This is a genomic window from Nocardia brevicatena NBRC 12119, from assembly GCF_000308495.1.
GTDB lineage: Bacteria > Actinomycetota > Actinomycetes > Mycobacteriales > Mycobacteriaceae > Nocardia > Nocardia brevicatena.
This window is the reverse complement of record NZ_BAFU01000029.1, coordinates 17,762-43,856: the sequence shown is the minus strand read 5'-3', so window position 1 is coordinate 43,856 and position 26,095 is coordinate 17,762. Positions and strand designations below refer to the sequence as shown.

At 63.6% G+C, this 26,095-nt stretch carries 18 protein-coding genes and 1 pseudogene; 3 read left to right on the top strand and 16 right to left on the bottom strand.

Features of this window, described 5'->3' with window-relative positions; translation table 11 throughout:
* Nucleotides 1–48: 48 nt before the first annotated feature.
* From ON20_RS40460 to ON20_RS06195, 5 genes and pseudogenes are all read right to left on the bottom strand, one after another.
* Nucleotides 49–594: a helix-turn-helix domain-containing protein gene (locus tag ON20_RS40460; RefSeq protein ID WP_368853920.1), complete on the bottom strand. Its 546-nt coding sequence runs from the start codon at nt 592–594 to the stop codon at nt 49–51.
* Nucleotides 595–846: 252 nt separating this feature from the next.
* Entirely contained in the window at nt 847–1,602 is a 756-nt protein-coding gene (locus ON20_RS06205; protein WP_245547079.1) for an ABC transporter permease, read from the bottom strand.
* Between the two features lie 30 nt (nt 1,603–1,632).
* Nucleotides 1,633–1,845 (bottom strand): annotated as a pseudogene (locus ON20_RS38585) (ABC transporter permease); the annotation flags it as partial.
* Nucleotides 1,846–1,885: 40 nt separating this feature from the next.
* Nucleotides 1,886–4,519, bottom strand: a complete 2,634-nt coding sequence (locus ON20_RS32865; RefSeq protein WP_245547077.1) for a dipeptide ABC transporter ATP-binding protein — start codon at nt 4,517–4,519, stop codon at nt 1,886–1,888.
* An 85-nt stretch (nt 4,520–4,604) separates the two neighbouring features.
* Complete coding sequence (locus ON20_RS06195; protein WP_083864696.1) at nt 4,605–6,272, bottom strand: ABC transporter substrate-binding protein; 1,668 nt, start codon at nt 6,270–6,272, stop codon at nt 4,605–4,607.
* Nucleotides 6,273–6,663: 391 nt separating this feature from the next.
* On the opposite strand from ON20_RS06195, the gene ON20_RS06190 reads away from it, so the two are divergent.
* The 3 genes from ON20_RS06190 to ON20_RS06180 all read left to right on the top strand — a co-directional run bounded on the left by ON20_RS06190 (nt 6,664) and on the right by ON20_RS06180 (nt 9,780).
* Nucleotides 6,664–7,740 carry a 2OG-Fe(II) oxygenase family protein gene (locus tag ON20_RS06190; RefSeq protein ID WP_040833978.1) on the top strand — a complete coding sequence of 359 codons (1,077 nt, stop codon included), beginning with the start codon at nt 6,664–6,666 and terminating at the stop codon, nt 7,738–7,740.
* 146 nt (nt 7,741–7,886) lie between these two features.
* Nucleotides 7,887–8,432 carry a DUF6879 family protein gene (locus tag ON20_RS06185; protein ID WP_368853919.1) on the top strand — a complete coding sequence of 182 codons (546 nt, stop codon included), beginning with the start codon at nt 7,887–7,889 and terminating at the stop codon, nt 8,430–8,432.
* A 301-nt stretch (nt 8,433–8,733) separates the two neighbouring features.
* On the top strand, nt 8,734–9,780 hold the full coding sequence (locus tag ON20_RS06180) for a glycosyltransferase (protein ID WP_169332318.1): 1,047 nt from the start codon (nt 8,734–8,736) through the stop codon (nt 9,778–9,780).
* Between the two features lie 418 nt (nt 9,781–10,198).
* Here ON20_RS06180 and ON20_RS06175 read toward each other — a convergent pair whose 3' ends face one another.
* The 11 genes from ON20_RS06175 to ON20_RS06125 form a co-directional block, all read right to left on the bottom strand.
* Nucleotides 10,199–11,320 (bottom strand): glycosyltransferase family 4 protein, encoded by a 1,122-nt coding sequence (locus ON20_RS06175; protein WP_040833977.1) that lies wholly within the window; start codon nt 11,318–11,320, stop codon nt 10,199–10,201.
* A complete protein-coding gene (locus tag ON20_RS06170; RefSeq protein ID WP_040833976.1) occupies nt 11,317–12,216 on the bottom strand; it encodes a phytanoyl-CoA dioxygenase family protein in 900 nt (299 codons plus the stop codon). Before ON20_RS06170 ends, ON20_RS06175 begins: the two co-directional genes overlap by 4 nt.
* A gap of 44 nt (nt 12,217–12,260) precedes the next feature.
* Nucleotides 12,261–13,148, bottom strand: coding sequence for a phytanoyl-CoA dioxygenase family protein (locus ON20_RS06165; protein ID WP_040833975.1), 888 nt, complete (start codon nt 13,146–13,148; stop codon nt 12,261–12,263).
* A gap of 73 nt (nt 13,149–13,221) precedes the next feature.
* A complete protein-coding gene (locus ON20_RS06160) occupies nt 13,222–14,574 on the bottom strand; it encodes a cytochrome P450 (RefSeq protein WP_040833974.1) in 1,353 nt (450 codons plus the stop codon).
* Nucleotides 14,571–15,026, bottom strand: a complete 456-nt coding sequence (locus ON20_RS06155; protein WP_051161765.1) for an ester cyclase — start codon at nt 15,024–15,026, stop codon at nt 14,571–14,573. Before ON20_RS06155 ends, ON20_RS06160 begins: the two co-directional genes overlap by 4 nt.
* Before the next feature lie 19 nt (nt 15,027–15,045).
* Nucleotides 15,046–15,318 carry an acyl carrier protein gene (locus ON20_RS06150; RefSeq protein WP_040833973.1) on the bottom strand — a complete coding sequence of 91 codons (273 nt, stop codon included), beginning with the start codon at nt 15,316–15,318 and terminating at the stop codon, nt 15,046–15,048.
* 62 nt (nt 15,319–15,380) lie between these two features.
* Nucleotides 15,381–16,178: a cupin-like domain-containing protein gene (locus ON20_RS06145; protein WP_040833972.1), complete on the bottom strand. Its 798-nt coding sequence runs from the start codon at nt 16,176–16,178 to the stop codon at nt 15,381–15,383.
* A 30-nt stretch (nt 16,179–16,208) separates the two neighbouring features.
* Complete coding sequence (locus ON20_RS06140) at nt 16,209–16,877, bottom strand: hypothetical protein (protein WP_051161763.1); 669 nt, start codon at nt 16,875–16,877, stop codon at nt 16,209–16,211.
* A 29-nt stretch (nt 16,878–16,906) separates the two neighbouring features.
* On the bottom strand, nt 16,907–23,152 hold the full coding sequence (locus ON20_RS06135; RefSeq protein WP_169332317.1) for a type I polyketide synthase: 6,246 nt from the start codon (nt 23,150–23,152) through the stop codon (nt 16,907–16,909).
* Nucleotides 23,153–23,224: 72 nt separating this feature from the next.
* On the bottom strand, nt 23,225–24,274 hold the full coding sequence (locus ON20_RS06130; RefSeq protein ID WP_040833971.1) for a 2OG-Fe(II) oxygenase family protein: 1,050 nt from the start codon (nt 24,272–24,274) through the stop codon (nt 23,225–23,227).
* 80 nt (nt 24,275–24,354) lie between these two features.
* Nucleotides 24,355–25,359, bottom strand: a complete 1,005-nt coding sequence (locus ON20_RS06125; RefSeq protein WP_040833970.1) for a 2OG-Fe(II) oxygenase family protein — start codon at nt 25,357–25,359, stop codon at nt 24,355–24,357.
* Between the last annotated feature and the right edge of the window lie 736 nt (nt 25,360–26,095).

Sequence of the window (26,095 nt, the reverse complement as noted above, 5' to 3'; positions counted from 1 at the left end):
CGGGGCCGAAGGTGCGGGGCGAGATCGGGCCCAGCTCGTCGGCGCAGACTACCGTGGCCCCGGCCGGTGGCTGCATGTAGAGACCGACGATGTGGGTTCTTTTGGGACGAAGTACGGGTCCTTGCTCGTCGTCCACGACCGCGGCCGACGCCATCGAATCCCCTCTGCCACAAGTATTCTTCGCACTTGACTACGACCCACGACAATGCCTTCGGCGCGCAGGGCTGCGGTCAGCGAATCCAGCGTCCAGCACGATGGTGCCCCGTCCTGTTCGGCTTCCAGGGCACCATCGGATCGCCGCGTCAACCGCCCCGGCGGCGTGGTGGCGACCAAGGCAACGATACGACTGCGCTCCGGCTCGGTCAGGCGAGGTTTACGCCCTGACCCCGGCCGATCGCCCAGCCCCTCCAGGCCGTAAGTATTGAACCGGTGCAAGCGTTCTCGCACCGTCTGCGGATGGCATCCCAACTCATCTGCGATCACCGCAGTGGACTTCCCATCCCAGCTCGCCGTGATCATCCGCGCCCGACGAATCCAATCACCCGGAGCATGCCGAGCACCAGCGAGCTTACGAATCTTCCGCTCCTCCAACACATCCCGCGCAGGACGCGCGACCAGCACCTTTGGCAGAACTCACTCCATGACACCCGAACCAACAAGACTCACAACAAGATACATGATCTTTGAGGAACGCAGCACTAGCCATGTCGGGTGCTTCCAGCTCAGTCCACCGCGTCCTGTATCCGCCTCCCCGAGGCGCCTATATTCGCTCGCACGGGGAGCACCCCCGGCAACGGGACCAGGGACAGAACCGCGACTTTGTAAAGTCGCCGCGCATCGCGCTTGTCAGTCATCGGATGCCCGGGGATCGGCAAATGCTTGACCGAGGTCGACGAGAAAGTTCGTCAGGACGTAGACCGCGCCGAGAGTCAGGGTGATTCCGGCGATCGTGGTGTAGTCGCCGACTTTCAGGGCTTGAGCGGTGTAGAGGCCGATTCCGGGCCAGGCGAAGATCATCTCCAGCACGATGTCGGCGCCGAACATGGCAGCGACCTGCATGCCCGCGATCGACAGTGTCGAGTTCACCGAATTGCGCAACGCGTGTTTTCCGACGACGTGTAGTTCGGTCATGCCTTTGACACGGGCGGTGCGAATGAAGTCCGAGCGCAGCGTGTGCAGCAAGCTGCTGCGTAGGGACCGGCCGATCGCGACGGCGGGCACCAACGACAAGCACACCATGGGAAGGATCAAATGCTCGACGGCATCCAGGAATACGCTTGGTCGCCCGGCGAGCAGCGAGTCGATGAGCAAGGACCCGGTCAGCCCGTCGGGCGCGTCGCTGAAGGAGCTTCGCCCGCGAGCGGGCAGAACCCCGAAATACTTGTAGAATAACAGGATCGCAAGCAAGGCCGCGAGGAATATCGGCATTGACGATCCGCCGATCAACACGAATCGCAGGGCGCCCGACCCCGGCCAGCGCAGTGCTGTCGCCGCGCCGAGCAGCAAGCCGAGCAATACCGCCAGCACGAACGCGCAAATTATCAGTTCCGCTGTGGCGGGCAGGAATTCGATGATATCTGAGCCGACCGGCCGCCTGGTCACCGCGGACTGCCCGAAGTCGCCGGTGGCTGCCTTTTCGACGTAGTCGACATACTGAAGCGGCAGTGGCCGATCGAGACCGAGATCGTGCCGTGCTCGCTCGACGACCTCAGCGGAGGCCCTGTCGCCGACGAACGCTCGGGCCGGATCAACCGGCGAGACTTGCCGTAGGACGAACACCACCGCGACGAGAGCGAGGAGCACGAGGACGGTCGCACTGCCGCGCCGGGCTATGGCTGTGAGCATTCGGGGCGCTCCCTTGCGCTGGAAGAAGAGGCGATTCCGGTCAGCGGTCGGTGAGGCGGTCGCGTATGACATCACCGACGAGGTTGGCGATCGTGGCGAGCACGAACAGCCCGATCGCGGGCATGATCGGCACCCACCAGGAATCAAGCAGATAGGGCAGCCCCCTTGCGCACATCGCCCCCAACTCGGGGGCAGGGGCGGGAGCACCGAGCCCGACGAAGGAGAGTCCGGACAGCATCACGATCAAGGCGCCGACGTCTAGACTCGCGGCGACAATGGTCGGCGGCCATGCGCCCGGGAGCAGGTGCAGTCGGCCGAGTCCGATTCGGCCCGCACCGGACATACGCGCGGCGTCGATGTGTGGCAGCGATCGGAGCCTGGTCACCTCGCCTCGCACGACTCGTGCGTACAACGGCCACCAGACCAGCGCCACCGCCACCAGCGTATGCACATACGACGGCCCGATCGCGGCTACGACGGCGATCGCGAGCAAGGCTGCGGGCAGGGCGATGAAGATATCGGTTATTCGCATCAGGATCCGGTCGACGACCCCGCCGAGGGTGCCCGCGACCAGCCCTACGGCTCCGCCGAGGACGATCCCCGACACGATTACGCAGAGGGCGCCCCACCAACTGGCGCGCATACCGATCAGGACGCGGCTCAGGATGTCGCGTCCGACCTCATCGGTGCCGAGCCAATGCGCTGCGCCGGGTGGGGAGATCGGGTCCCCGACCGGGAGATCGGGGTCATACGGGGCGATCCACGATGCGCCGAGCGTGACGACGATCAGGGTCGCAAGCACACACAACGTGATCACATCACCCGGTTTCGCGCGTCGGCGCTCCTTTGCTGCCGCGGGCACTGATCCGATGGCCGCGCCACCGCTGAGAGGCGAAGCCGGCGTCGGAACGTTCGACGGTCCAGCCGCCTCACTGGGTCGCTGTTCCGGTGCGCTCCCGATATTCGGGACGGCGGCCACCAACGCCTTGCTGTAGGGGTGCGACGGTGCGCCGGCCACCTTCTCGGCGGCGCCGATCTCGACAATCTCGCCGCGATACATCACGGCGACTCGGTCGGCAACAAAACGCGCCGCGGCCAGATCGTGGGTCACGAAGACGACTGTCAGCTCGAACTCGCGCCGCAGCGTCTGTATCAAGTTCAACATCGACGCCGCCAGTGGTGCGTCCAACGCCGAGGTCGGCTCGTCACACAGCAATACGGCGGGAACGACGATCGTCGCCCGCGCGAATGCGACGCGCTGGCGCTGCCCTGTCGACAAGCTGTCGGCACGCAGGTCGGCGACGGCCGCCGGGAGCCCCACACGTTCGAGCGCGGCGACCACCTGGGCCCGTCGCTCGGCCCGGTCCAGTGTCCGCGGCAGCCGTTCACCGACCTGTCGCTCGACGGTCAGCCACGGTGTCAACGAGGCGCTGACATCTTGGAAGATCATCTGCGTCGACGCACCGGGCACCTCGATTACGCCGCTGTCGGGATTCTCCAATCCCGCGAGCAGCCTCAGCAGTGTCGATTTGCCCGACCCCGATTCGCCGACGACCGCGACGGCCTCGCCCGCTTCTACCTGTAGGTCGAGGTCGCGCAGCACCGCAAGTACCTCGCGTCCGGCCGGCCCGTTGCGCAGGCGGAAGTTCTTGCCGACGCCGCGGCACCGCAGTGCCGGTCGCGAGCGGTCCGGGATTTGCAGCGGCGGGAAAGCGGATGTGGGCCCACGCGATCGGCTCCGGTCGACCTCTGCCGGCAGGACGCACGCCGCCTCGCCAGTGTGGGTGGCAGCCGGTGTCAAAGGGATCAGCGACTTATCGCAGTCGTCGGTACGAAGCGAACACCTCGGAGCGAACGGACAACCCGGCGCGGGGTCGCGGGGATCCGGTGGCATACCCGTCAGCACAGGTATTCGGTGGTCCACCGGCAGGCTGAGATCGAGTCGCGAATCCAGAAGGCCGACGGTATAGGGGTGCGTGGGGGTGGCGAGGACGTCGGCCATGGCGCCGATCTCGACGAGGCGCCCGCCGTACATGACCGCGACCCGGTCGGCGACCGCCGCAGCGACGCCGATGTCGTGGGTGATCAACAATACAGAGCAGCCGAGCTCCGCCCGTAGGTCGGATAGCAACGCCAGAATCTGCGCCTGCACGGTGACATCGAGCGCCGAGGTCGGTTCGTCGGCAATGATCAGGTCCGGCTGCGCGGCGATCGCGATCGCGATCATAACCCGTTGCCGCATCCCTGCGGAGAGCTCATGGGGGTACGACCGCAGCCTGCGGGCTGCCTGTGCGACCCCGACCAGGTCGAGCAGTCGGACTGCCTCCGCCGTCGAGCCCGCGACTTCCCGCACCTGGTCACCGATCCGCATCGTCGGATTCAGCGATGTCACCGGATTCTGAAACACCGCACCCAAGTGGGCACGCCGGACCTTACGTCGCTCGACAGGCGAGGCGGCGACCATGTCGACGCCGCACACTTCGGCTCGCCCGGTGACGACGGCAGGCGGCTCGCCCACCGGCAGGCCGAGCAGACTCAGCCCCAAAATGCTTTTACCGGAACCGGACTCGCCCACGAGCGCGACGATCTCCCCGGCCGCGATCTCGATGCTCACTCCCCGAATCGCGCGCAAAGCGACGCCTCGGCGGCGGAACGTCACCTCGAGGTCGCTCACACACGCACGGGGCGCGAGCGTGTCGGCCGGCCGCCCACCTTCCTCCCCTTCGGCTGCTCGGTCGCGGAAGCGCATCATCTCGCTGTCACCCCTTCCGGAGCAGGTTGACAGGCACCATTCCGGTGCCGAGCAGCGTATGGACGATCTGGCCGATGCCGGAGTCGGTCACGATGACGTCCTTGATGTCACAGAGGTTGATGACCCAGGCCTGGCCCATCACGATCTCAGCGCCTTCGACCCAGTGCCTTTCGGCCTCAGCTTTGCTGAGTGATCGTTTCCCGGCGTCCATCACGTCGTCCAGTGCGGTGTTCGAATAGTTGAACCAGTTGGTCGGCGATGCGCCCGTGCGGAAGAAGATCCGCAGTGTGGTGTCGGCATTGAGCGCGTCGCCGCCGGACCCGTGGACCAGCATGTGCGGTTGCTGCCCGACCGGCGTCGAATGCAATGCGAACACCTGCGAGGTTGGCATAGCCCGAACCGTGGCAACCAGTCCCAACGCGGCCAGCTGCGTCTGGAGGAGTTCGGCCACGCGCGCGTCGGTGGCACCGCCGGCCTCGTCGTAGGCGAGGTCGATCCTCTTGTCACTGTCCGGCAGTTTCGCGATCAGAGCCTTCAGCTCGGAGTCATCCTGATCGGGCGCATCCGGCGCGACGCCGTCTGGCAACACTCCGGCCGGGTAGAACTGCGAGGATCGGGAGACTGTCGAACCGTAGGCGGGCTCGATGAGCGCGGGAACGTTCACCGCCTTGCGCATCGCCTGGCGGAACGCGGAATCCGTGAACGCACCCTTCTTCCAGTTCAAGAAGATCGACGACTTGAACGCCGTCGGATGTTCCCTCACAGTCAACGCCGGATTCGTCTTCATTGCCTCGATCACGGTGATCGGCAGGCCCTTGGTGATGATGTCCAGCCGGCCCTGCTCGAGCAGGAGGCGTTGCGACGTGATGTCCGGGATGATCTCGATCCGAAGAGCGGTGAATTCCGGTTTCGTTCCCCAGTAGCCGTCGTAGGCGGTCAGCGTGTAGTGACTGCTCGGCACGAACTCGGTGATCCGATAGGGCCCGGTTCCCGCATCGTGCGTACTCAACCAGCCCTGGGCCATATCACCGTTCACGCTGTGAGCCTGTACCGCGGTCGGGCTCACGGCTTTCAGCCCCCACGGGCAGGCGAGGTAATCGAGGAACGGTTCGACCGGATGGCCGAGCTCGATCACCAGCGTGGAGTCGTCAGGCGCGGACATCGACTCGACGTCGGCGATCAGATAGGCAGGCGCTTGGTTGACGGCCGAACGCCGTTGATAACTCTTGACGAGCGTGGTGGCTGTCATCGGCGTGCCGTCGTGGAAGGTGACACCGGCACGGAGCTTGAACGTGTACGTGCGTCCGTCTTCGGCGACCGTCCACGACTCGGCCAGACCGGGCCCGATTTCGGATGAATCGGGTTTATAGGCGACCAAGCCTTCGTAGACGTTCAGGGTTACCTGCAGACCCTCTCCCTCGTAGAAGATGTCCGGGTCGGGCACCTGCATGTCCGCCAGGAATCCGAACCGGATCGTGTCACCGACCGTTGCGGCTCCACGGGATCCGCCCGAACATGCCGACAGCACCGCCGATATCCCCAGGGCGTTCGTCACCGCGACGAGCGCGGTGGCCTTCAGGAAGGTCCGTCGGTCCGCAGTAGGGCTCATATCGCAATCGCACCTTTCAGAGTCGTCGCGGGCGGCGCCGGGGACTACCGGCATCGCGAGCGACATCGGATTTCGTTCCGAGGTACGCCGCAAACCCCTCACGGCGCCCAACGCATGATCCGAATCTCAAGTTTCACACAGCAATCCGAGTTCACGTGCCGAAATCGTGAGTCGCACAACAGAACTTGTACCGACCAAGGTAGGTACACGGGGCTTGACGCTCGCGAGGCTTCCCCGGATCACCTTGCAGGCGTTGGAAGTCCCGTCCGCGACCCGGAAGGCACCCTCATGCGCGACATCTATTGACAGCACACCTGTGGTGATGCGATGTTGAATACAGCACTGACACAGCTTCAACGGCCCGGTCCGCGCTTCTATCATGCACCTCTCCTCGATCATTGTCGGACCCGGCCCGAGTTATTGTGCTTGGATATCATCGTCCGTCAGGGGTGAAGACGTGAGCGACAAAGAAACCAACGACGCGGTATCCGAATTCGGATTTCCGGAAACCGATCCCAACTATTCCGGGTACACGCTCGTCGAGAGCCCGAACGACGAATTCGACGATGATTTCCGGCCACAGGTCTGCGACATGTCGGATCTACACGACAATGCAGCGACACGAAACCGTTTCATCGAAAAGCTCGGCACCGCCATGGAGGATGCCGGAATCGCGATATTGACCAACCATGGTATCTACGCCGATGAATTTCAGGCCACCGACGCCAACGCGCTGAACATTTTCACCACGGTGCCCGATGAAGAGAAAATGAAGTTCGTTTCACCGGATTGCGCCTATGGCGAGCCCTACTATCTGGGATACGTCCCACTGCAGGAGAGTATGCCTGCGCTGCCGCATGCGGTAGAGGCATGGGAATTCGACAGATCCGCCTTCCGCATCATCGGAGAAGATGCGGACAGGGCTGTCGACCACTGGCCCGACGAGAAATTCGAAGCGGCATTCAGAAATTTCTGGCAGGCGTGCGAGGAGTTGACTCCGCAGCTGGGCAGAGCTCTGCTCCGCTACCTGGACATCGACTCCTCGCTGTACGACGAGGACATCTCCCCCACCAACGACGTGCTTAGATTGAATCACTACCCGCCCATCAGCTCTCCCGTCGAGGATCTCGCGTCGCCGGCCCGCGTGCTGTCCCACGAGGACTACGGGCTTCTCAGCCTGATGATAGGAAGCCCGGTAGAGGGGCTACAGGTGTATCGCCCGCAAAGCAAGGCGTGGAGCAGGGTGTGCACCCCGGCCGGCTCCCTTGTTGTCATCAGCGGAAAATGGCTCAGTTTTGTCAGCAACGATCGCTTTCGCGCCTGCACTCATCGTGTCAGCGTGCCACGCGATCCCGCCCAGCGTGCGGTGCCCCGCGTCACGGTTCTCTATACGCTTCATCCCTATGAAGCGGCGCTCATCAAAGTGTTGCCGGGATTCGAGCCGAAACACCCGCCGATCAGTGGCAGAGATTTCATGACACAGGGCGCCGACAGGCTGTCCGAACGATGCCGTTTGTTGATGGACCAGCCATGAGATTCTCCTGGCCGAGAACCATAACCTTTCCCACTCGGGCAACCGAGGTTGCCTGCGCGGATCGAGATTGGATGCGATTTCATGAGTAATCGATTCAGCCGGAATACCCCTGGTCATTCCGGGAGCCGACAGCCGTTCAACGGGGGGTGTTGACAGTGCTGTTCCTCCCACGGTCAGAGCTGGCTTCGCTGTTCGAGCAGGCACGGTATCGCGCCTTTCAATTCGAGGTGGAAGACGAACACGTCGTGAGCGACGAACACGAACCGATGCGTCGATTTCAGGCCGGCCTGGTGCCGCTCGACCCGGACGACTACCCGGTGTTGTGGAAAGAATGGGAAGACCTGAGCGACGCGACCACCGCCCGAGGGGTCGCCATGCAACGTGTCCGGGTCGTCACCGAACCCCTCACCGACTACATCCGTTTCCTCCATGCGGTGACCGGGCGCAACCAGGCACACGGTGAAGACATTCGCTGGCTACCCCGTCACTGGTTGAAGCCGCAGGACTACACCACCGACGAGTGGTGCCTGATCGACGACGACACGCTTGCCTGGACGCTGTTCGACGAGGAGGATTTCGTGGGCTACGGCCTGACACATGATCCGGTCGAAGTCGCGCGCGCAATCGCAGTGCGCGACGCGATGTGGGCAAAGGCTGTCCGACACACCGAGTACGTTCCGGGAGCTCGATAGGCCACGAGTGTCGACCAACCCTGGGGTTCGGCAACAGTCAGTTGATGAACCCTACGGTCGGAGCCTGCCCGGGGTGCTGCCGGATGGGATCGAAAGCCTTTCTGGTAATCGCCCCGCCGAGCGAGTTTCCGTATCAGGAGGCCTGCATTGTGAAACCACCAACTCTTGGGTCACAGGTCGAGCCGTTGCTTTCACATCCGATCCGAATGCCCGATATGACCACCCTTGTCTTCGGCGCCGGCGGCTTCGTCGAACGCGCGGTGTGCTCAGACCCCGGTAATGCAAATTTTGTCGCTGTGACTTGACTCGACTGTCGAACGACCCAGGCGACTGGCCGCACTTTTCCCACTCCTCCCAGAAACCGAGGTTGCAAGTCATGAGGATCGTTGCGGACGGTTGGTACGCAGAGCACATCCCCGACGCGGTGCGACTCGGCGACAGCAACCTCGGGCTATTCCAGCCGATCGCGAACCGTGTCGGAGTTCTGCGCGGTGTCGCATTGGCGATCAAGGGACGAAACGCGGACGCGGTAGTAACGGGAACCCGATCACCGGGCGCCCTCACCTGCATCGTGCTCTACGGCCTGCTCGGAATTCGCAAGCTCGTCCTGCTCGAGTTCATCATGGACGAGCTGCCACAAGGGCGGCTCGGGCAGTTGTTGTTCCGCAAGGTGTGCATGGGAGTGACCGCGCGGGCCCTGCTCTGTGGTCAGGTGCTCACCGAGCACGAGCTTCGCACATATCCGGAACTGCTCGGGATCCCGCAGGACAGGTTGGCGCTCGTCCGATGGCCCGCGCGTTTCGACGACAGCCCGGTCGGCGCTCTCAACGGCGGACGTCGGGTGGTCGCGTCGGGCGAGCGCGTCGATTGGGTCACGTTCTTCGGCGCGGCCGAAGGATCGGATTGGGATGTACATGCGATCTGCACCGCGGCCAATCTAGGTACCGTCGAAACGTTGGCCCGCGGAACATCGACCGTTGTTCGGCACGACATCCCCGCTGAAGATCACCAAGCCGAAGTCGACCGGGCCGCGGTCTATGTGGTTCCAATTCCGGAGACGGGCGCCAGCATCGGCCAGAAAAGAATTATGAACGCCGCGCAGGCCGGTGCACCATTGGTGATCACCGACGTCGTCGGCAGTCGTGAATACGTGGACGATTCGTGCGCGGTGCTCGTCCCACCGGAAGACCCTGATGCGCTCCGCACGGCGGTGAACATGTTGCTCGATGACCGTAATCGAAGCGAGCTGCTCCGAAACGCGTTGCGCAGCCGGGGAAGGAACATGGCCGGCTATCTCGACGACATCGCAGCACTGGTGGTTCGGGCGGTTGACTCCGGCTCGAAGTAGGCTGTGCGCCAGTACGCCCGCAGGGGTTGAACGTTCGCACGCGCTGGGGTGTCCCATGCGAAGTGCAACCATATGCGTTCTTCGACTACCCGATTGCTGATGTGCCTCGGCGTGGCGGCGACTGCGCTGAGCGGATGCGGCGAAGGCGTGCAAGCAGCGCGGATTCGACCGAGCCGGGCGTACAGCGCACCTCGCTGGCCTCGATCCAACACACCAACATGATCCTGTACAGGGCGTATCTGCTCAAAGAGCAACTGCGGGAACTATTTCGGATCAAGGAGACGACGGACGCAAGCTGCTGGCCGGGTGGCTTCAATGGGCCCGCCGCTGCCGCATCCCGGAGATCGTCATTCGCATCGGCGCTGCAACGATCGATGCCGATTCTGGCGGACGGACGGGGTAATGTGGACGGTGATCATCACCCCGATCGCCGATGCCCCAACCCCCGAACCAGTTCCAGCACGCCCCTGGCCCGATGCCCGATCGATCGCGGCGGCAGCGACCGGTACACTCGCAGATACGCCTCGACCATCCGGTCCGGGTGCCCGTCTCCGGCGATCGAGGCCAACGCGCCCGCGACGATCCTTTCCCGGATCTGCGTATCGCCCAGCTCGCGCAAACAGCGGGGAACCTCCAAGAATGCCGCGTGCCGAGGGTATTTCAGCCCGTTCACGCCGTCGGTGATCATGCCGAAGCCGGGACTGTCGGGAACGATCACCGGACAGCCCGAGGCCATCGCCTCGAGCATAACCATCGGGTGTCCCTCGGACCGTGAGGTCGAGATCAGCGCGCCACCGCTGGCGGCGACATCCCGATACAACTGCACCAGGGCAGCTTTCGAACACAGGCCAGGCCGGTAGTCCACCCGCCCGGCCAGCCAATCGTCGAGCCCGAGCGTCTCCGCATTGTCCTCGGTGTCGATGACCACGACCTCGAAATCATCCAGCACACCGGCGGCCACCAGATACAACAGCCCGTGGATGCCTTTGGTCGGCCAGTCGGTATCCACCGCCCGACCCACCCACAGCAGCTGCGGCCGCGCACCGGCCCGCCCGGGGCCTGGCGTGCACACCGTCACATCCGGATCATTCGCGATCACCTGGGGTGAGGTCAGTGTACGCGTGATCAACGCCGCGGCCGCCGCGGCCGACACCGCGGTGTACTCGTCGAACCGTACCTCGGTCACATCGGTCGGAGTGCTGACGTGCGCGGTCACCACCGTCCCTGCGAACAGCGACGCCCACCGCAGCAGCGATCCCAGACCGGATCGGCTCGGGCACGCCGATGTCGCGTGCACCACCGTGAAATCCCCCCGCGCGAGCCGTGCCGCCACCGGCGCGGGCGACCCGGTCCACACGCCGAGCGCACACAACGACCCGACCCGACCGGGGCCACCCTGCGGCGCGTACACCGCACACCGCACACCACGCTCCTCCAGCCCTCGGATCAGCACCTCCAGCACCGCTTCCACGCCGCCGTCGATTTCCGTCGCAACGAAGAGAACACGCTCCTCGCCGGCTCGGTGCGACTCCAGAGTCACCGGAGCGAGGATTCCGTCGTATCCCAGAGCACGGGAAAAATCTTGGGATCTCTGTAGTCGACGTCCCCGTTGGGCAGTCTGCCGCACATCTGATCGTTGACATGTGAGTACAGATTCCCATTTTCATCGTGAACCCGTTGGTACCGGTTCGCCTCATCCTGCAAGTGCACGATCAGTCCTACTCGCGCAAGGTCGCTCAGATTCGAGCCACTGCCGTGAATCGTCATGCAGCTGTGAAAACTCACCTGCCCTTTGCGTAGCAACAGCGGCACGCGTCGAATCGGTATTCCGGTGCTCATGAGCAAACTCTCCGCCTTTGCCGGGTCGGCGCCGAGAATGAATTCGTCGTTATAGCGAATCGCACGTATCTGCTCGGTATCCGACCATCGATGGCTCCCATCGATCATTATAACGGGGCCCATGGATTCGTCACTGTCCTGTAGCGCAATCCACGCGGTCAACATATTCGTGGAGGTGCAGGTTTGCCAATGAACACGGTCGGAATGCCATTCGATGGTGTGCTCCGTGCGTGGTGGCTTGCATATCAAGCTGCTCAACCAGAGCCTGATCTGACTGGTCCGCGCCAGCCGCGCCGCGATGGCCCCGATCAACGGCTGGAGCATGAACCTTCCGAGATGGTTGCTGGTCAGTGCGACGTGATCGTTGAATCGGAGCCGATGCGGCGAGCCCTCGACCCAGTCGTCCATCTCGTCGAGCGTGATGGGTAACACCCAGTCGCGTTCGCCCCTGTGGTGAGCCGCCAGTGCGGCCGACGCGGCGTCCACCACTTCGTCGGTGAACAATCGTGGTGTAACGAACCAGCCATGCTGCTGATAGAACTCGACATCGTCATCGGAGGGCAGCAACTTCTGTTCGGTAGGCGACAACTCGAACATGACTCCTCATTTCAAATCGAAAGAAAAATACGGAATACGGCGTGCTACTCCTCCCACAGCACGGGACAGATCGTAGGGTCGCTGTAGTCGAAATCGCCGTTCGGTAGCTTGCGGCACATCCGATCGTTGGCAGTAGTGAGCAATTCACCCGCTTGGTCGTAAACCGATTGATAGCGATTCACTCGATCCTGCATATCGACTGTCGCACCGACCCTGGCATGCCCGCTCAGATTGGGGCCGCTGCTGTGGAGCGTCAGGCAATGATGAAAACTGACTTCTCCCTTGCGCAACAACATGGGAACGGTTCGCAGCGGCATGCCGGTGCGCTCGAGGCGGTCCTGCAACAACGCGGGATCGGCGCCGAAGAATGTCCGGCCGTATCTGATGGCACGAATCTCTTCGGTATCCGGCCAGCGGTGGCTTTCATCGATCATCACCACCGGGCCCATGGACTCGTCACAGTCCTGTAGAGCGATCCATGCGGTCAACATATTGGTGGAGGTGCAGGTACGCAGGTAGGCGCGTTCGGCATGCCATCCGATAGTGGTATCGCCGCCGGCGGTTTGTGGTTGCTTGTACACAATACTGCTCTGCCACAATCTGATCTGGCTCGTTCGCGCCAACCGCGCGGCAATGGCCGCGACTATCGGCTGCAGCATGAAATCGCGGAGGCGGCGATTGGTCAGCGCGACGTAATCGTTGAACCGGATCTGGTGTACCGCGCCCGGGGCCCAGTCGTAGAGTTCGTCGATCGCGCCCGGGAGCTCGTAGTCACGCTCGCGTCGGTGATGCGCCTCCAATGCGTCCAACGCATCGTCGATCGCTTCGTCGGCGAACAATCGTGGTGTGATGAACCAGCCGTGCTTCCGATAGAACTCGACATCGTCATCGGATGGGAGCGATTCTTGTTCAGCACTTGTCAACTCGAACACCGGACACCTCTTTCACATCGGTTACGCGACGCCCGGATGCTGGGTTGTCGCTGTCCGGACTCACTTCAGTCCCTTATCCCCCGGCCCGGCGGTCGACCACACGTAGGTGTAGACCGCCTGGCACCAAGGACACGGAAAGCGGAGGGCGCATACGCTTTTCGGGGACGACCTGCAACCGCCAGCGACTCGCGATGATCACCAGGGCCAGCACGACCTCGGTCATCCCGAAGGCTTCCCCGATGCACTTCCTCGCCCCGCCGCCGAAAGGCAGGAGTGCCCCCGGGGGCGGTGCCGTTCGCTCCGGCAGCCAACGGTCGGGATCGAAGCGGTCGGGCTCGTCGTAGAGGTCGGCCTGCCGGTGGATGAGGTACGGACTCAGGGCGACTGTGCTGCCGACCGGCAGCTCGTATGGTCCGAGTTCCACGCCTGCGGCGGTGACTTTCCGGGTGAAGAACCACGCAGGAGGGTAGAGGCGAAGGGTTTCGGTGACGATACTGCTCGCGAACTTCAGCCGCTCCAGGTCACTGTATTCGGGCTGTCGTCCGGCGAGCACGGTATCGACCTCGGCATGCAACCGCGCTTCGATATCGGGGTGTTGTGCGAGCACGTACAGCACCCACGCCAACGCGGAGGACGTGGTCTCCGTTCCCGCGACGAAGAACGTCACGACGGCATCGCTGACGTCGTCGTCGATCGTGCCAGGAGCGTCACTCTCACGGTCGTGGACCGTCAGTAGCGCCGAGAGCAGGTCACCGTTGTCGATGCCGCTCGCGCGGCGATCGGCGATGATGCCGTTCATCGTCTTGCGCAGCCGCCGATTGGCGTGGTTGTAGCGTCTGGTGCCGGGTATCGGTAGGCGGCTGATCGCGTCCGGCAGCAGCGTGCGTTGGAAAGTGCCGTCGAAGGTGGCGGTGAGGTCGCCGATCACCTCGTGCAGCACCCCGGCCGGCAGGGTACTGGAGAACATGGCTGCGCCGAATACCCGGGACGTGATCGTGAACATCTCCGGGCAGACGTCGAGGACTCGGCCCGAATGCCAACCGTCGACGACGGAAGCGATCTGCGTCGTCATCGTGTGCGCGTAGTCGACGAGACGTTTCAGATGAAAGGCAGGCTGGGCCAGGCGACGCTTGTGCCGGTGCTTGTTGTGGGTGCAGGTGGCGACGCTTTCACCGAGCCACTCCCGCTCTCGTTCCAGGAACAGTCCGCCTTTGTCGAAGGTTCGGTCGTCGATCAGAACTTTGCGTGTCAGCCCGGGGTCACAGATCACCACCGCGGTTTTCGGGCCGAGCCGGATCTTCACGAGATCACCGTATTCGGGCAGCTGCGACAGAAAGGTGAAAGGCTGCTTCAAGAACGGCAGGAGATGGCCGACCACCGGCCGGGCGCCCGGCGCAGTCGGTATCTCGCAGGAGAGCTCTGTCATGAGACGCTACGTTTCCCCTCATAGATCCCGGGACCACCGATATCGACAGCCCCGACCTGGCGAAGCCATCCGAACCAGTCCTCGAGGCCCCAGGAACGAACAACGAGTCCGCCGGCGATCTGATGGAATTCGTGGATCCGGATCCGGACGGCTCTTCCGGTGGCGGGAACACCGAGCCACTCCCCCTCGTGTACGCCGCGCATCTCCCCACGGACCGCGACCATCCCGTTGCCGTCGGCCCCGCGTCCGTCGACGATCGTGTGCACGACGATCGTGAAACCGGTGAAGGCGTGATCTACTGCGGCAACGAGACTTTCGATACCAGCGCGACCTGGCGCGGGCCCGGGCGAGTCGTCGAACCAGTCGGGGTCCATCACGTCGTCCAGCAGACCGACGTCGCCACTCAAACCGCGGTATAACGTCGTGATCAGGTCGTCGACCGATCGTGTCACCGGTGAACTCCTTCCGCTTCTATTTCATTTCGTACGCCGCGGCCAAGAGCTTGTTGACATATTCGAGGGCCAGCCGCGGCGTGCGAAGAATCTCGACGGTCTCGTTCGGTAACAGCATCGGTATGCGGACATGCCATTCCCGCTGAATTCGTTCGGCCAGTTCGATCGTGCCGAGCGAGTCCAACCCGAGTTCCTCGAAGGGCTCGTCGAGTCTTTTCTCGGTGAGCTCCAGGTCGGCTCCTTCACACGCCCGATACAGTCGGCTCAAGTCATCGAGGGCGAACTCTCTCATCAGTACTCCTTAACAGGAAGGCAGCGACTCACCGGTGCCTGAACCAGATCGGGTGACATAGGTCAGGCGGTGGTTTCGTGACAGGTGCACGCGGTGACATGGTCGAGGCGCGCGAGGTGCAGAACGTGGCGGGCTGCGACCTGGATCGCGCAGGACGCGACGTGTTTGCAGGTGCCGAAGAAGCCGCTCAGCAGGATGCTGGGCGAGCGATTGTACACCTCGTGCCACCAGTGATCGGGCACGTAGAGTGCGTCACCGGCCTGCAGCTCGACTTCGAACAGGGTCTTTTCGGAATTCGTCGCTGTGGCGGCTATCTCCGCCAAGGGCCGGGCCGAAAGACGCGCCCAGGGGTCGTATTTCGGGGACAGCGCATCAGCGCTTTCGACGAAACCGGGTGGCGCTATGCGGAAGCGCTTGTTTCCGCGGATCGCTACGGCGATGTTTCCCAGCAGGTCGTAGTGCGCACCGGTGCGCGCGCCCGCGGGACCCAACCAGACTCCGGGAGGCGGAGCGACCGAATTCCGCGGGAACAGTCTCTTTCGAGGCAGTATGTCGGCCTGGAGCTCTGGAAACCTACGCAGAAGGTTGAATTCTTTGAGGTACAGGGATTCCGCGCCGGGGTTGTCGTCAGCGAGGAATTCCATGAACGCGCCCAGCGTAGACTCGGTGAAATGTGTTGCGGCGCTTTCGCGATCCCCCCGAACCAGCTCGATGGTCATCTCGGGCCCCAGCTTCCCGAGGAAGTCGAAATCCCACCGGTGCACGGCCGGCCAGTCGGCGGCCAGCCCTGGAAGGAACGCCGGTTTCTTTCCGGCGATGAACTCACTCAACGGGGCAGTCGCCGGTTGTAGCTGCAGCATTTCTTCTCCCTCGGCTCGCGCACTGTGCAGTCACCAACTGCTCGGTCGAAGAGGTCTGTGGATCAGAGCGCCGTAGTCCAGAGACTGCGGGTGGGGGAAGTAGTTTGGTTTGACTGCGACTATCGTCGTGAAGCCGTTCAGGTAGTAGTAGCGAAGCTGCCGGTCGACGGGCGTCCCGTCATCGTTGGTCGCCCGTACATAAGAGACCGGTGAACCTTCCGGATTGGCCTTGATCCATTCGCGCAATCCAGGGACGGTCGACCCGCCGTACAGGTTCCGATAACCCAATTCGGCCAGCTGCGGCATGAACGAGCGAAAGAGAGCACCGGCCGCTGCGGAGCTGGTACTGGTCAGGCTCACGCCGAACAGGCAATCGGTACTACCGCGCGGGGGGAGTGGGGCGTAGGCACACGCCCGCCAACTCTCGGCCTCCTGAACCGTTTCGTCGGTGATCGGTCGAGCGAACATAGACGCTAGGAGTCTGTCCCCGTCCGGCGCGAACGCTCCCGCGGCAAGGTCGGGTAGCTGATCAATCCTCTCGAACAGTTCCTCGGCTGTCGCCGCCTGTTCGTGGTCCCACTTGATTCGCTCCATGTCCACCAGTCGGTCCAGGTCGGACAACCGCAGGTTGCGAACCTCGATATCGTTTCCACCGACGGTTCGAACGGCAGCACGCGGAAGGTTTTCGCCTGTTGACATGTGTTTTCCCTTCAAAAGCATTTCTCCACCTAGGGGAGTTCGGGGGGCAGGGAGCCGCTGCCTCGCTCGAGAGCCTCGTTGATATAGACGGCGAGGCGAGTCGGGGTCGGATGGTCCAGGATCCCCGCGACCGTGAGCCGGACGCCGGTAGCGCTGCTGAGGCGAGTGCGCAGCTCCACATTGGATAGCGAGTCGAAGCCGGCGTCTCGGAAAGTCCGATCCGCGGCGAGGGCTTCGGGATCCTGATGCCCCAGAACAACAGCGGCGTTGGTACGAATCAGGGTCGTCAGCGCTTTGACCCGTTCGCCGGCCGGCAAGCCCAGCAGTTCCGGTCGTGGGAGGTTGTGCGTCGCGGAGCTGGATCCGTCGCCGACTGGTGAACGCGTGTGATGCCGAGGCAATTCGGCCAGGACTGCGGCCAGCGGCGCATCGGGGTCGATGGGCGAGAAGGCCATCGCGGCGAGAAGCGGCTCATCCTGCTCTAGGGCCATATCGAAGACGTCGAGCGCGCTAGCCGTGTCGAGCGGGGCAAGGCCTTGCCGGGCAAGACGTGCCAGATCGGTATCGGCGAGGTGGGCGGTGAGTCCGCTGGATTGCCGCCACAGTCCCCACGCGATGGATGTGGCAGGTAGACCGATGCTGTGACGGTGGTAAGCCAGCGCATCGAGGAAGGCGTTCGCTGCCGCATAGTTTGCTTGTCCGGCTGTGCCGACCACGTTGGCGATCGACGAGTACAGTACGAACGCGCGGAGATTCATGTCCGCGGTGAGCTCGTGGAGATGTCGAGCGGCGATGGCTTTGGGCGCCAGAACCCGCTCGAGCCGGTCGGGGCTCAGATCGGTGAACAGACAATCGTCCAAGATGCCGGCGGCATGCACGACAGCACCCAGTGGGTGGCGAGCCGAGATATTTCGGATCACCGAGGACAGGGCGAGGCGGTCTGTGACATCGCAGGCGGCCAGGGTGATCTTCGCACCTATTGCACCGAGTTCGGCTGCCAGTTTCCGGCCATCGGCCGCCTCATCGCCCTGACGACTGACAAGGAGCAGATGGCGGCAACCGTGTGCCGTGACGAGATGACGCGCGAGCAATCGGCCCAAGCTTCCCGTACCACCGGTGATCAGAACCGTCTCTTCGGGTGCGAGAGCGGTGGGCTGAGTCAGGACGAGTTTGCCCGTGCTGTGCCCCTGACTGAGGTGGCGCAACACTTCCCGGGCGTGACCGATATTCCAGGTTCGGACCGGCAGCGGGCTCAGCACGCCGTCGGCGAACAGCGACTGGAGATGGCCGAGAACGACTTCCACACGAGACATCGGAAGATCCGCGATATTGAGGCAATCGTAGGTGATTTCGGGATGTCCGGCGGTGACAGTGGCTGGATCCCTGAGATCGGTCCTGCCCATCTCGAGGTAGATCCCGCCCGGCCGCAGAAGCCGTAGCGAAGCATCCACCGCTTCGCCAGCCAGGCTGCCGAGAACGACGTCGACACCAGTGGCGCCGGTGACCTCGGCGAAGTGCTGTTCGAATTCGAGGGTGCGGGAGTCGGCGATGCGTTCTCGCGCGATTCCCATCGCTTCGACGATCCCCTGCTTGGAAAGGCTCGCGGTCGCATAGATCTCGGCGCCGAGCATGGCGGCGATCTGGACCGCGGCCATACCAACTCCTCCGGCCGCCGAGTGGATCAGGACCCGCATGCCCGGTTTCACCTCGGCGAGCTCGACGAGCGCGTGATAGGCCGTGAGGAAGACGATGGGCGCGCCGGCGGCCTGAGCACGGCTCCAGTGCGCTGGCACGGTGAGGATGGCACATCGGTCGACTACGGCGAAGGGTCCGTACGCCCCTGGCCGCGAGCCCGCATGCAGCACGACCGCGGCGACCCGCGCGCCGAGCTCTATGTCGCCGACCTGCTCACCGACCTCCACCACATCACCGGCCACTTCGAAGCCGAGTGCGGTTTCGTCGAGCATGCCGAGGGCTACCAAGGGATCACGGAAGTTCACGCCGGTGGCCAGCACGCGGATGCGCACCTGACCCGGTTCGAGCGGCACCGCGAGATCGGGTGCCGGTGCGGCCGCGACACCGTCCAAGGTCTTGTCTCGACCTTGCACCAGTCTCCAGGGTTGCTCGGTGGCAGGGGGTCGGAGAAGTCCTTCGGCCGCGGGAGCGAGTCGCGGCACCAACGCCGTCGCGCCGCGCAGAGCTATCTGTGGATGGTCCGTGCCGATCGCACCGATCATCAACCGGTGATCGACCGGGCCGGCGTCGAGATCGATCAATCGCACACGGCCCGGATGCTCGCTCGAGGCCGAGCGCATCATGCCCGCGCATGCTGCTCCGATCGCGTCCGGCACGCACTCCGCGAGGCTGGTGCTGGCGGCGCGGCGAGTGACGCAGACGATCAGTGTCTTGTGGAGCAGCTCGTCGCACAGAAGCGTCTGTGCCTCGGCCATCGAGCGGGAAAGATGTTCCCGCAGTGTGGTTTCCTCCGGCAGCTCGTCGCTCTGTGTCGAGGAACGAAGATCGAGCAGGACGACCTCCGGAACGTCTCGACCGTTCCGCAGCGCGCGGGACAACGAGCGGGCATCGGGGTGAACGTCGGCCCCTGGCAGGTCGCGATGTGAGCCGACAACCACCCATCGTGCACACTTCCCCTCGCCGCCGGTGCCCACATCCACGGGCCGCCACAGGAGTCGGAACGTATGACGGGCGCCGGTGGCGAGCAGGCCGCGCAGTCCACGTTTCGTCACCGGACGCAGGAACAGATCTCGCAAGTCAGCGACCGGGTTTCCCTCAGGGTCGGTGACCCGAACGTGGTAGCGGTCCTGTCCAGCCGGGCTGATCGTGGCACGCAGATCGTCGGTCCCGCGCGGTAGGATCCGTGCGGAGCCGATGGAGTACGGCAGTATCGTGCTCTCCTCGGCTCCGGTCAGCAACAGGGCGTGCAGGATCGAGTCGACAAGAGCGGGATGAACTGCGAAGCTTTCGGTGTGCGGGGGCTGGTGCTGCGCCGGACGGACTTCGACGTACAGCGTGGCGTCCTTGCTCCAGGCGGCCGTTAGGTTCTGGAAGGCGGCACCGTAGTCGTAGCCTCTGTCCCGGAGTGCGGGATAGCATCGGTCCAGGGACAGGCGATGACTGCCCAGCGGAGGCCACACCTGTTCCTGTGGAACGTCTTCGGTGGCCGCCGCGATTCTGTCGACGGTTGTTGCCTCGCCGTGGCAGCGCCACGGGCCTTTGTCCTCACGATCACGGGAGTGCAGGGTCAGCCGTCGGCGTCCGGCCTGTCCCACCGGGCCGCACATCACCTGGATGTCGACCGCGGTGTCGGTCAGCGGCAGAGGAGAACTCAGGACCAGGTCCTGCACCCCGCTCTGGCCCGCTCGCACAGCACACCAGGTGAGAATTTCGACCGTCACCGTGGCGGGGACGATGACCCGGTCGAAAACCTTGTGGTCCGCCAGCCACGAGTGTTCCTTCAGATCGAGGTGGCCCACACACACCATGCCGCCGTCGGAAAGTTCGGTGGTGGCGGTGATCAGCGGGTGGTCCACGATGTCGAACGATGCGTCTCGTGTATTCCGTGACGTACTGGTTATCGGTAGCCAGTAGGACCGACGTTGCAGTGCATACGTGGGCAGGTCGACCTCGCGGGCACCGGGATACAGTGCCTCCCAATCCACCTCGGCGCCCTGGGCATGCGCGTCGGCCACGGCGGCGAGAAAGTCCTCACCTCCGCCTCGCCCGCGCTGCAGCGTGCCGGTGACCCCGGCGTCGATATCGACCAACGATGCGATCTCGGCGATGGCGCCGGTCAGTACGGGATGCGGAGATACCTCGACGAACTGCCGATATCCCGCGGTCAGCGCACAGCGTATCGCCTCGTCGAAATGCACGGTCCGGCGCAGATTCTCGAACCAGTACGAGGCATTCAGGCTGGTCGAATCGATGATCTCGCCGGTGGTCGAGGAAATGATCGGGAGCCGGGCCGAACGCGAGGTGATCGCGCCGAGATCGGCGAGGATACGATCGCGCAGCGTCTCCATGTGTCTGCTGTGGGAAGCGTAATCCACGGGCAGCAGCCGGCCTTCGACACCGCGTTGTTCGCACTGCCCCAAAAACTCGGTCATCGCGTCGGCGTCGCCGGCGACCACTGTGGCCGACGGTCCATTGACCACCGCCACCTCGAGGCGGTCGTTCCACCGGCGCAGCGCTTCCCGCGTGCGCTCGGCGGGCATTGCCACCGATGCCATGGCTCCGCGTCGGTCGACCGCCCGGAGCGCGGCGCTGCGCAGCGCCACCACGCGGGCGGCCTCGTCGAGTGTGAGGGCACCGGCGATATGAGCTGCCGCGATCTCGCCTTGACTGTGCCCGATGACGGCGGCCGACTGGACCCCGAGGCTCTGCCACAATTCGGCCAGCGACACGTACATCGCGAACAGCAGCGGCTGGATCACCTCGGCCCGTTCGGCCTGTGCACTCCGTTCCCCACTCAACACCGCGAGGACGTCGAAGTTCACGTAGGGCCGAAGCGCCTCGGCGCAGCGCGCCATCGATCGAGCGAAAACGGGCGAGTCGGTGAGCAACTGGGCGCCCATCCCGACCCATTGCGAGCCTTGGCCGGGAAAGACGAAAACGGGGCCGGGACCGTGCCGCACCTTCCCCACGGCAACGCCGAGCGGGGCCGAAACAGCCTCCGTGGCGAAGGCGTCGAGCCGCGCAGCCAGTTCTTCTCTCCCACTTCCGGTGACGACGGCTCGATGCGTCAGAGCGCTGCGCGTGGTGCCGAGCGACCAGCTGAGATCCACCTCGGAGAGATCCCCGTTGCTGCGCACGTGCACGGCCAGCGCCGCGGCCTGTGCGACCAGAGCGGACGGCGACGCCGCATACAGCGGCCACATCGGAAGTTGGGTGCGCAGTGCAAAAGGCGCACGCCTGCGCGCCGGCCGATGCCCGACCGGGGCGGGCCGGGGAGCTTCTTCGAGAATGACGTGGGCGTTGGTGCCGGTGATCCCGTACGACAGGACGCCCGCCCGGCGCGGTTCTGTCGTACGGGGCCAGGGACGAGACTGCCGCAGCAGCCGCATCCCGCCCGCCGTCCAGTCCACACCGGCAATGGGGTTCTCCACATGCAGTGTGGCGGGCAATCGCTCGTGCCGCAGCGCCAGCACCATTTTCACCAGTCCCGCGAGTCCGGCTGCGGCGAGCGTGTGGCCGATGTTCGATTTGACCGAACCCACCCACAAGGGGTCGTCCGCGGAATGGTGCCGTGCGTAACTGGTCTGCAGAGTCGCGGCCTCGGTCGCGTCGCCGAGCGGCGTTCCGGGGCCGTGCGCTTCGATCGCACCGATGTGCCGGGGAAGCAAACCGGCGTCGTCGAGGGCGGCGGCGATCACGGCCTGCTGGGCACGCCCGTTCGGCGCCTGCAGAGTAGCGCTCGCTCCGTCCTCGTTGACGGCACTGCCGCGGATCACCGCAAGAACCGGCTTACCGAGAAGCTGAGCTCGCTCCAACGGCATCAAGATCAACGATGCGACTCCCTCCGCCGGCGCGAAACCGTTGCCGTCGGCGGAGAATCCGCGGGAGTAGCCGTCCACTGACAGGACCCGGTGCCGTGAGTATCGTGCCAGCATCGACGGATCGGAGATTGCGGTTGCGCCGCCGACGATCGTGACGTCGCACTCACCGGAGCGCAATGCTCGAACCGCCAGGTGCACCGCCACCAGGGCGGACGAGCAGGCTGTATCCACCGTGATCGCAGGGCCGTTGAGGCCGAGAGCGTAGGCGATCCGGCCCGAGGTCGCGCTCAGCATCGTCCCCATCAGCAGATGCCGTTCCAGGCCAGGAATGCTCGAGCCCGCCAGACCGTAATAGCTGTCTGTCGCTCCGACATACACGCCGGCGCGGACGGTGCTCAGCGACCGTGGGCTCAAGCGCGCACGTTCCAGCGCCAGCCAAGAACTTTCCAGCAGCATCCGCTGTTGCGGATCCATCGTGGTGGCCTCACGCGGACCTATACCGAACAGGCCGGCGTCGAAGTCGCCGAGGCCGCGCAGAAAACCACCTCGCTGGATATATGTCGACCCTTCGACAGCCGGGTCCTCGTTGTATACACGGCTGAGGTCCCACCCACGTTCGGTGGGGAGGCCGTAGGAGACATGTCGCCCCTCGGACAGAAGCTTCCAAAATTCGTCCGGACCATCGGCGCCGGGGAAACGGCAGTCCATGCCTACGATCGCGATCGATCCACTCGGCCCGGCGTCTCTGGGGTCAATCATGGCAACATTCATTCCTCGCGTTCAGGCACAGCGGCAGACCGGATGTCAGGAAGAAGCTCGCTCGGAGCGCGTCTAGTGGTCGTAGTCCACGTACTTACCTGCCAGCTTCGCCATGAAGTCCCGGGCGCCGATGGGGCCGTACTTCGGTGTGCGGCCCGGCCACACCTCGAGAACCGAGTCCTCCCGGGGCAGAACGAGGTAGGGAACAGAGATCCGCGATATCGCCCGATGGCGCGGATCCCGCGGCGCGCACACCCGATGCGAACACGAACGGAAACGGTCGTTGCTGACCATTTGGAGCCAGTCGCCGCTGTTCAAGATCATGGACCCGGGTGGGGCGGTGACCCTGCTCCAGGTTTTGCGCTCCGGGTGGAAGACCTGCAGCCCTTCGATCGGATTGGCGGGCAGCAAGGTGATGAGGCCGTAGTCTTCGTGGGTCATGAAACGACCCGTATTCTCGGTATCGCTCGCACTGCCCCCGAGCGCCGGGTAGTGGTTGATCCTCAGTACGCCGTTCGGTGGCGAAAGTTCCTCGTCGTATATCGAAGGGTCGATGTTCAGATACTCGAGCAAGGCACGAACGAGCAGCAGTGTCAGTTCCTCACACGCCCGCCAGTACGGCCTGAGACCGGTTTCGAACTTCTCGTCCGGCCACATGGACAGCGCCTTGTCGTGATCCTCTCCGGACACACGGAAGGAATCCCGGAAGAACTCCCACGCTTCCACGGCATTCGGCCGCGCCGGTGTCCACTCCTGGACCGCGAAGTACCCGCGGCGGAACGCTCCTCCATACACGTAGTCGGTCGCGGCGAACTTCAGCTTCTGTTCCTCGGAAACCGAAGTGAACAATTCCAGTGCGCACGCGGCGGTGACCTGGAGCGAATCGATATCGATCCCATGGTTCACCAAGATCGCCAGCCCGGTATCCTCCATGGCGCGACCGAGCATATCGACGAAAAATTTCCGCGCGGCCGCGTCGCCCTGCAAATCGGACATATCGCAGATCGGCGGCTCGAAACTATCGTCGAACACGTCATCGGAACTTTCCTCGAGCGAATAGTCGAGGTCTTTGTTCACCACCCCGAATTTGCCGAGCGCTTCATTGGCATTGCTGGAACCCACGTTGTCACCTCTAAATGAATCCGAGCCGTCGACAGACGACTACATTTGCACACAGTGTCGATCCGACGCACAGAAGAACCTCAGCGATCCAGATACCTGGCAGCCAGCCTCGTCATGAAATCCCGGCCACTGACCGGCTGGTATTTTGGATCGAAGCCCGGCAGAACTTCCACGGTCGACGTCTCGTGAGGGTGCACGACATAGGGAATGGTGAGTCGGGGCACAGCCCGCTGGGCACGGTCGCGAGGGACGCTGACGCGATGGGTGCAGGATTGGAAGCGATCGCTGCTGATCATTTTTAGCCAGTCGCCGCTGTTCAAGACGAAAGACCCGGCCGGCGCGCGGAGCCTGCTCCACGTCTTGTGGCGCGGGTGGTAGAGCTGCAGCCCCTCCACCGGAGTCGCGGGCAACAGCGTGATCAGCCCGTAGTCCTCGTGGGCGAGGACACGGCCCGTGTTCCCGGCATCCGCCATGACATCGTCGATCGGCGGGTAGTGGTTGAACCGGAGCACGCTGTTCGGTGGAGATAGTTCTTCGTCGTACAACGAAGGGTCGACGCCCAGATACCGGAACATGGCGTGCACGAGCGGCAGGACCATCCGTTCACAAGCCTGCCAGTACGGCCGCAGCGCTAGTTCGAAACGCTCATCGGGCCAGAAGGTGAGAGCCTTCTGCGGGTCTTCGCCCGGAATACGGAAAGCTGCTTTGTCGAGTTCCCAGGCTTCTACCGAATTCGGCAGTGAAGCCGTACTTTCCTGGAGTGGGATGTATCCCATTTGCAGCGGCTCGCCGAATGTGCAGTCCGTCGCGATGTACCTCATCTTTTCTTCGATGGGTGTCGCCGTGAACATCTGCAGTGCCGCGTCAGCGGCCTCCGACATGGCCGCTTCGGCACCATGGTTGATCAAGATGGCCAGTCCGACGTCCTCCATGGCCGACCCGAGCCGGTCGATAAAGTGACTCTGCGCCGCCTCATCGCCGTCGAGGTCGGCCATATCGCATACTTGCGGCTCGAAGCTGTCGTCGAATACATCGCCAGGGCTTTCGACAAGCGAATACTCCAGACAATCGAGATCATTCTCCACAACCGCGAATTCCGCGTGCTCTACATCGGATCTATTTGCACTCACAATTTCCCCCTTCAAGATATTCGATCAGACGCCGGGCACAGTTCCACTCGGTGACTGGAAAGCTTGAGAAAGGTGGAATAGGCCGGAACTGCTGGGTGGATCCAGATTGCCTCACCACTGATGCGCTGTCAATAGTTGCCCCGGAATCGACAATTCGCACAGAATTTGCTCGAACCGAAGCAATACTTCAGCAATCAGACCGGACAGTCGCGTCGAACTCTGGCATCGTCAATCAGTTCCAGTTCAACAGATCTTCGCAGTCCGACAGTCGCAATAAAGGCGCGGACATCACGACTGCATACCGGCCCAGAACTATCCCACCGGCAGCGGAATCGCGACAACGAACGTGCCGCACCGATCCATGCCGTTTCGCAACGAGCAGCCCGTTCAGCGTCAGGGAGCTGCTCCCCTACCGTAGGCGTCCATCACCTGACGGACATCGAGCACCAAGATACCGCGATTCACGTTGAAAGAGAGTATGTTTCGGACATCTCAGCAAGAGTTCCGACAGGCGGCCCTGGTCGCCGCGGCTTCCAACCAGATTGCGCAAAGTATGCCAAGCTTCGACTCGGCTACCAAGCCGATTCGTACCCAACCCTGTTGTCAAAACACACCTTTCGTGTCACCCCGCCCGCAAGGGCGGTGCCGCTGCGCTCGGCGAGCAGCTCACCAGCTCCGTCGGAGGCCGTGA

Bases quoted from the DNA above. Each gene is read 5' to 3' on its own strand.
- ON20_RS06160 (WP_040833974.1), bottom strand. From the start codon at position 14,574: ATGACAGAGCTCTCCTGCGAGATACCGACTGCGCCGGGCGCCCGGCCG.
- ON20_RS06150 (WP_040833973.1), bottom strand. From the start codon at position 15,318: ATGAGAGAGTTCGCCCTCGATGACTTGAGCCGACTGTATCGGGCGTGT.
- ON20_RS06135 (WP_169332317.1), bottom strand. From the start codon at position 23,152: ATGATTGACCCCAGAGACGCCGGGCCGAGTGGATCGATCGCGATCGTA.
- ON20_RS06140 (WP_051161763.1), bottom strand. From the start codon at position 16,877: ATGTCAACAGGCGAAAACCTTCCGCGTGCTGCCGTTCGAACCGTCGGT.
- ON20_RS06170 (WP_040833976.1), bottom strand. From the start codon at position 12,216: ATGTTCGAGTTGTCGCCTACCGAACAGAAGTTGCTGCCCTCCGATGAC.
- ON20_RS06195 (WP_083864696.1), bottom strand. From the start codon at position 6,272: ATGTCGCTCGCGATGCCGGTAGTCCCCGGCGCCGCCCGCGACGACTCT.
- ON20_RS06145 (WP_040833972.1), bottom strand. From the start codon at position 16,178: ATGCTGCAGCTACAACCGGCGACTGCCCCGTTGAGTGAGTTCATCGCC.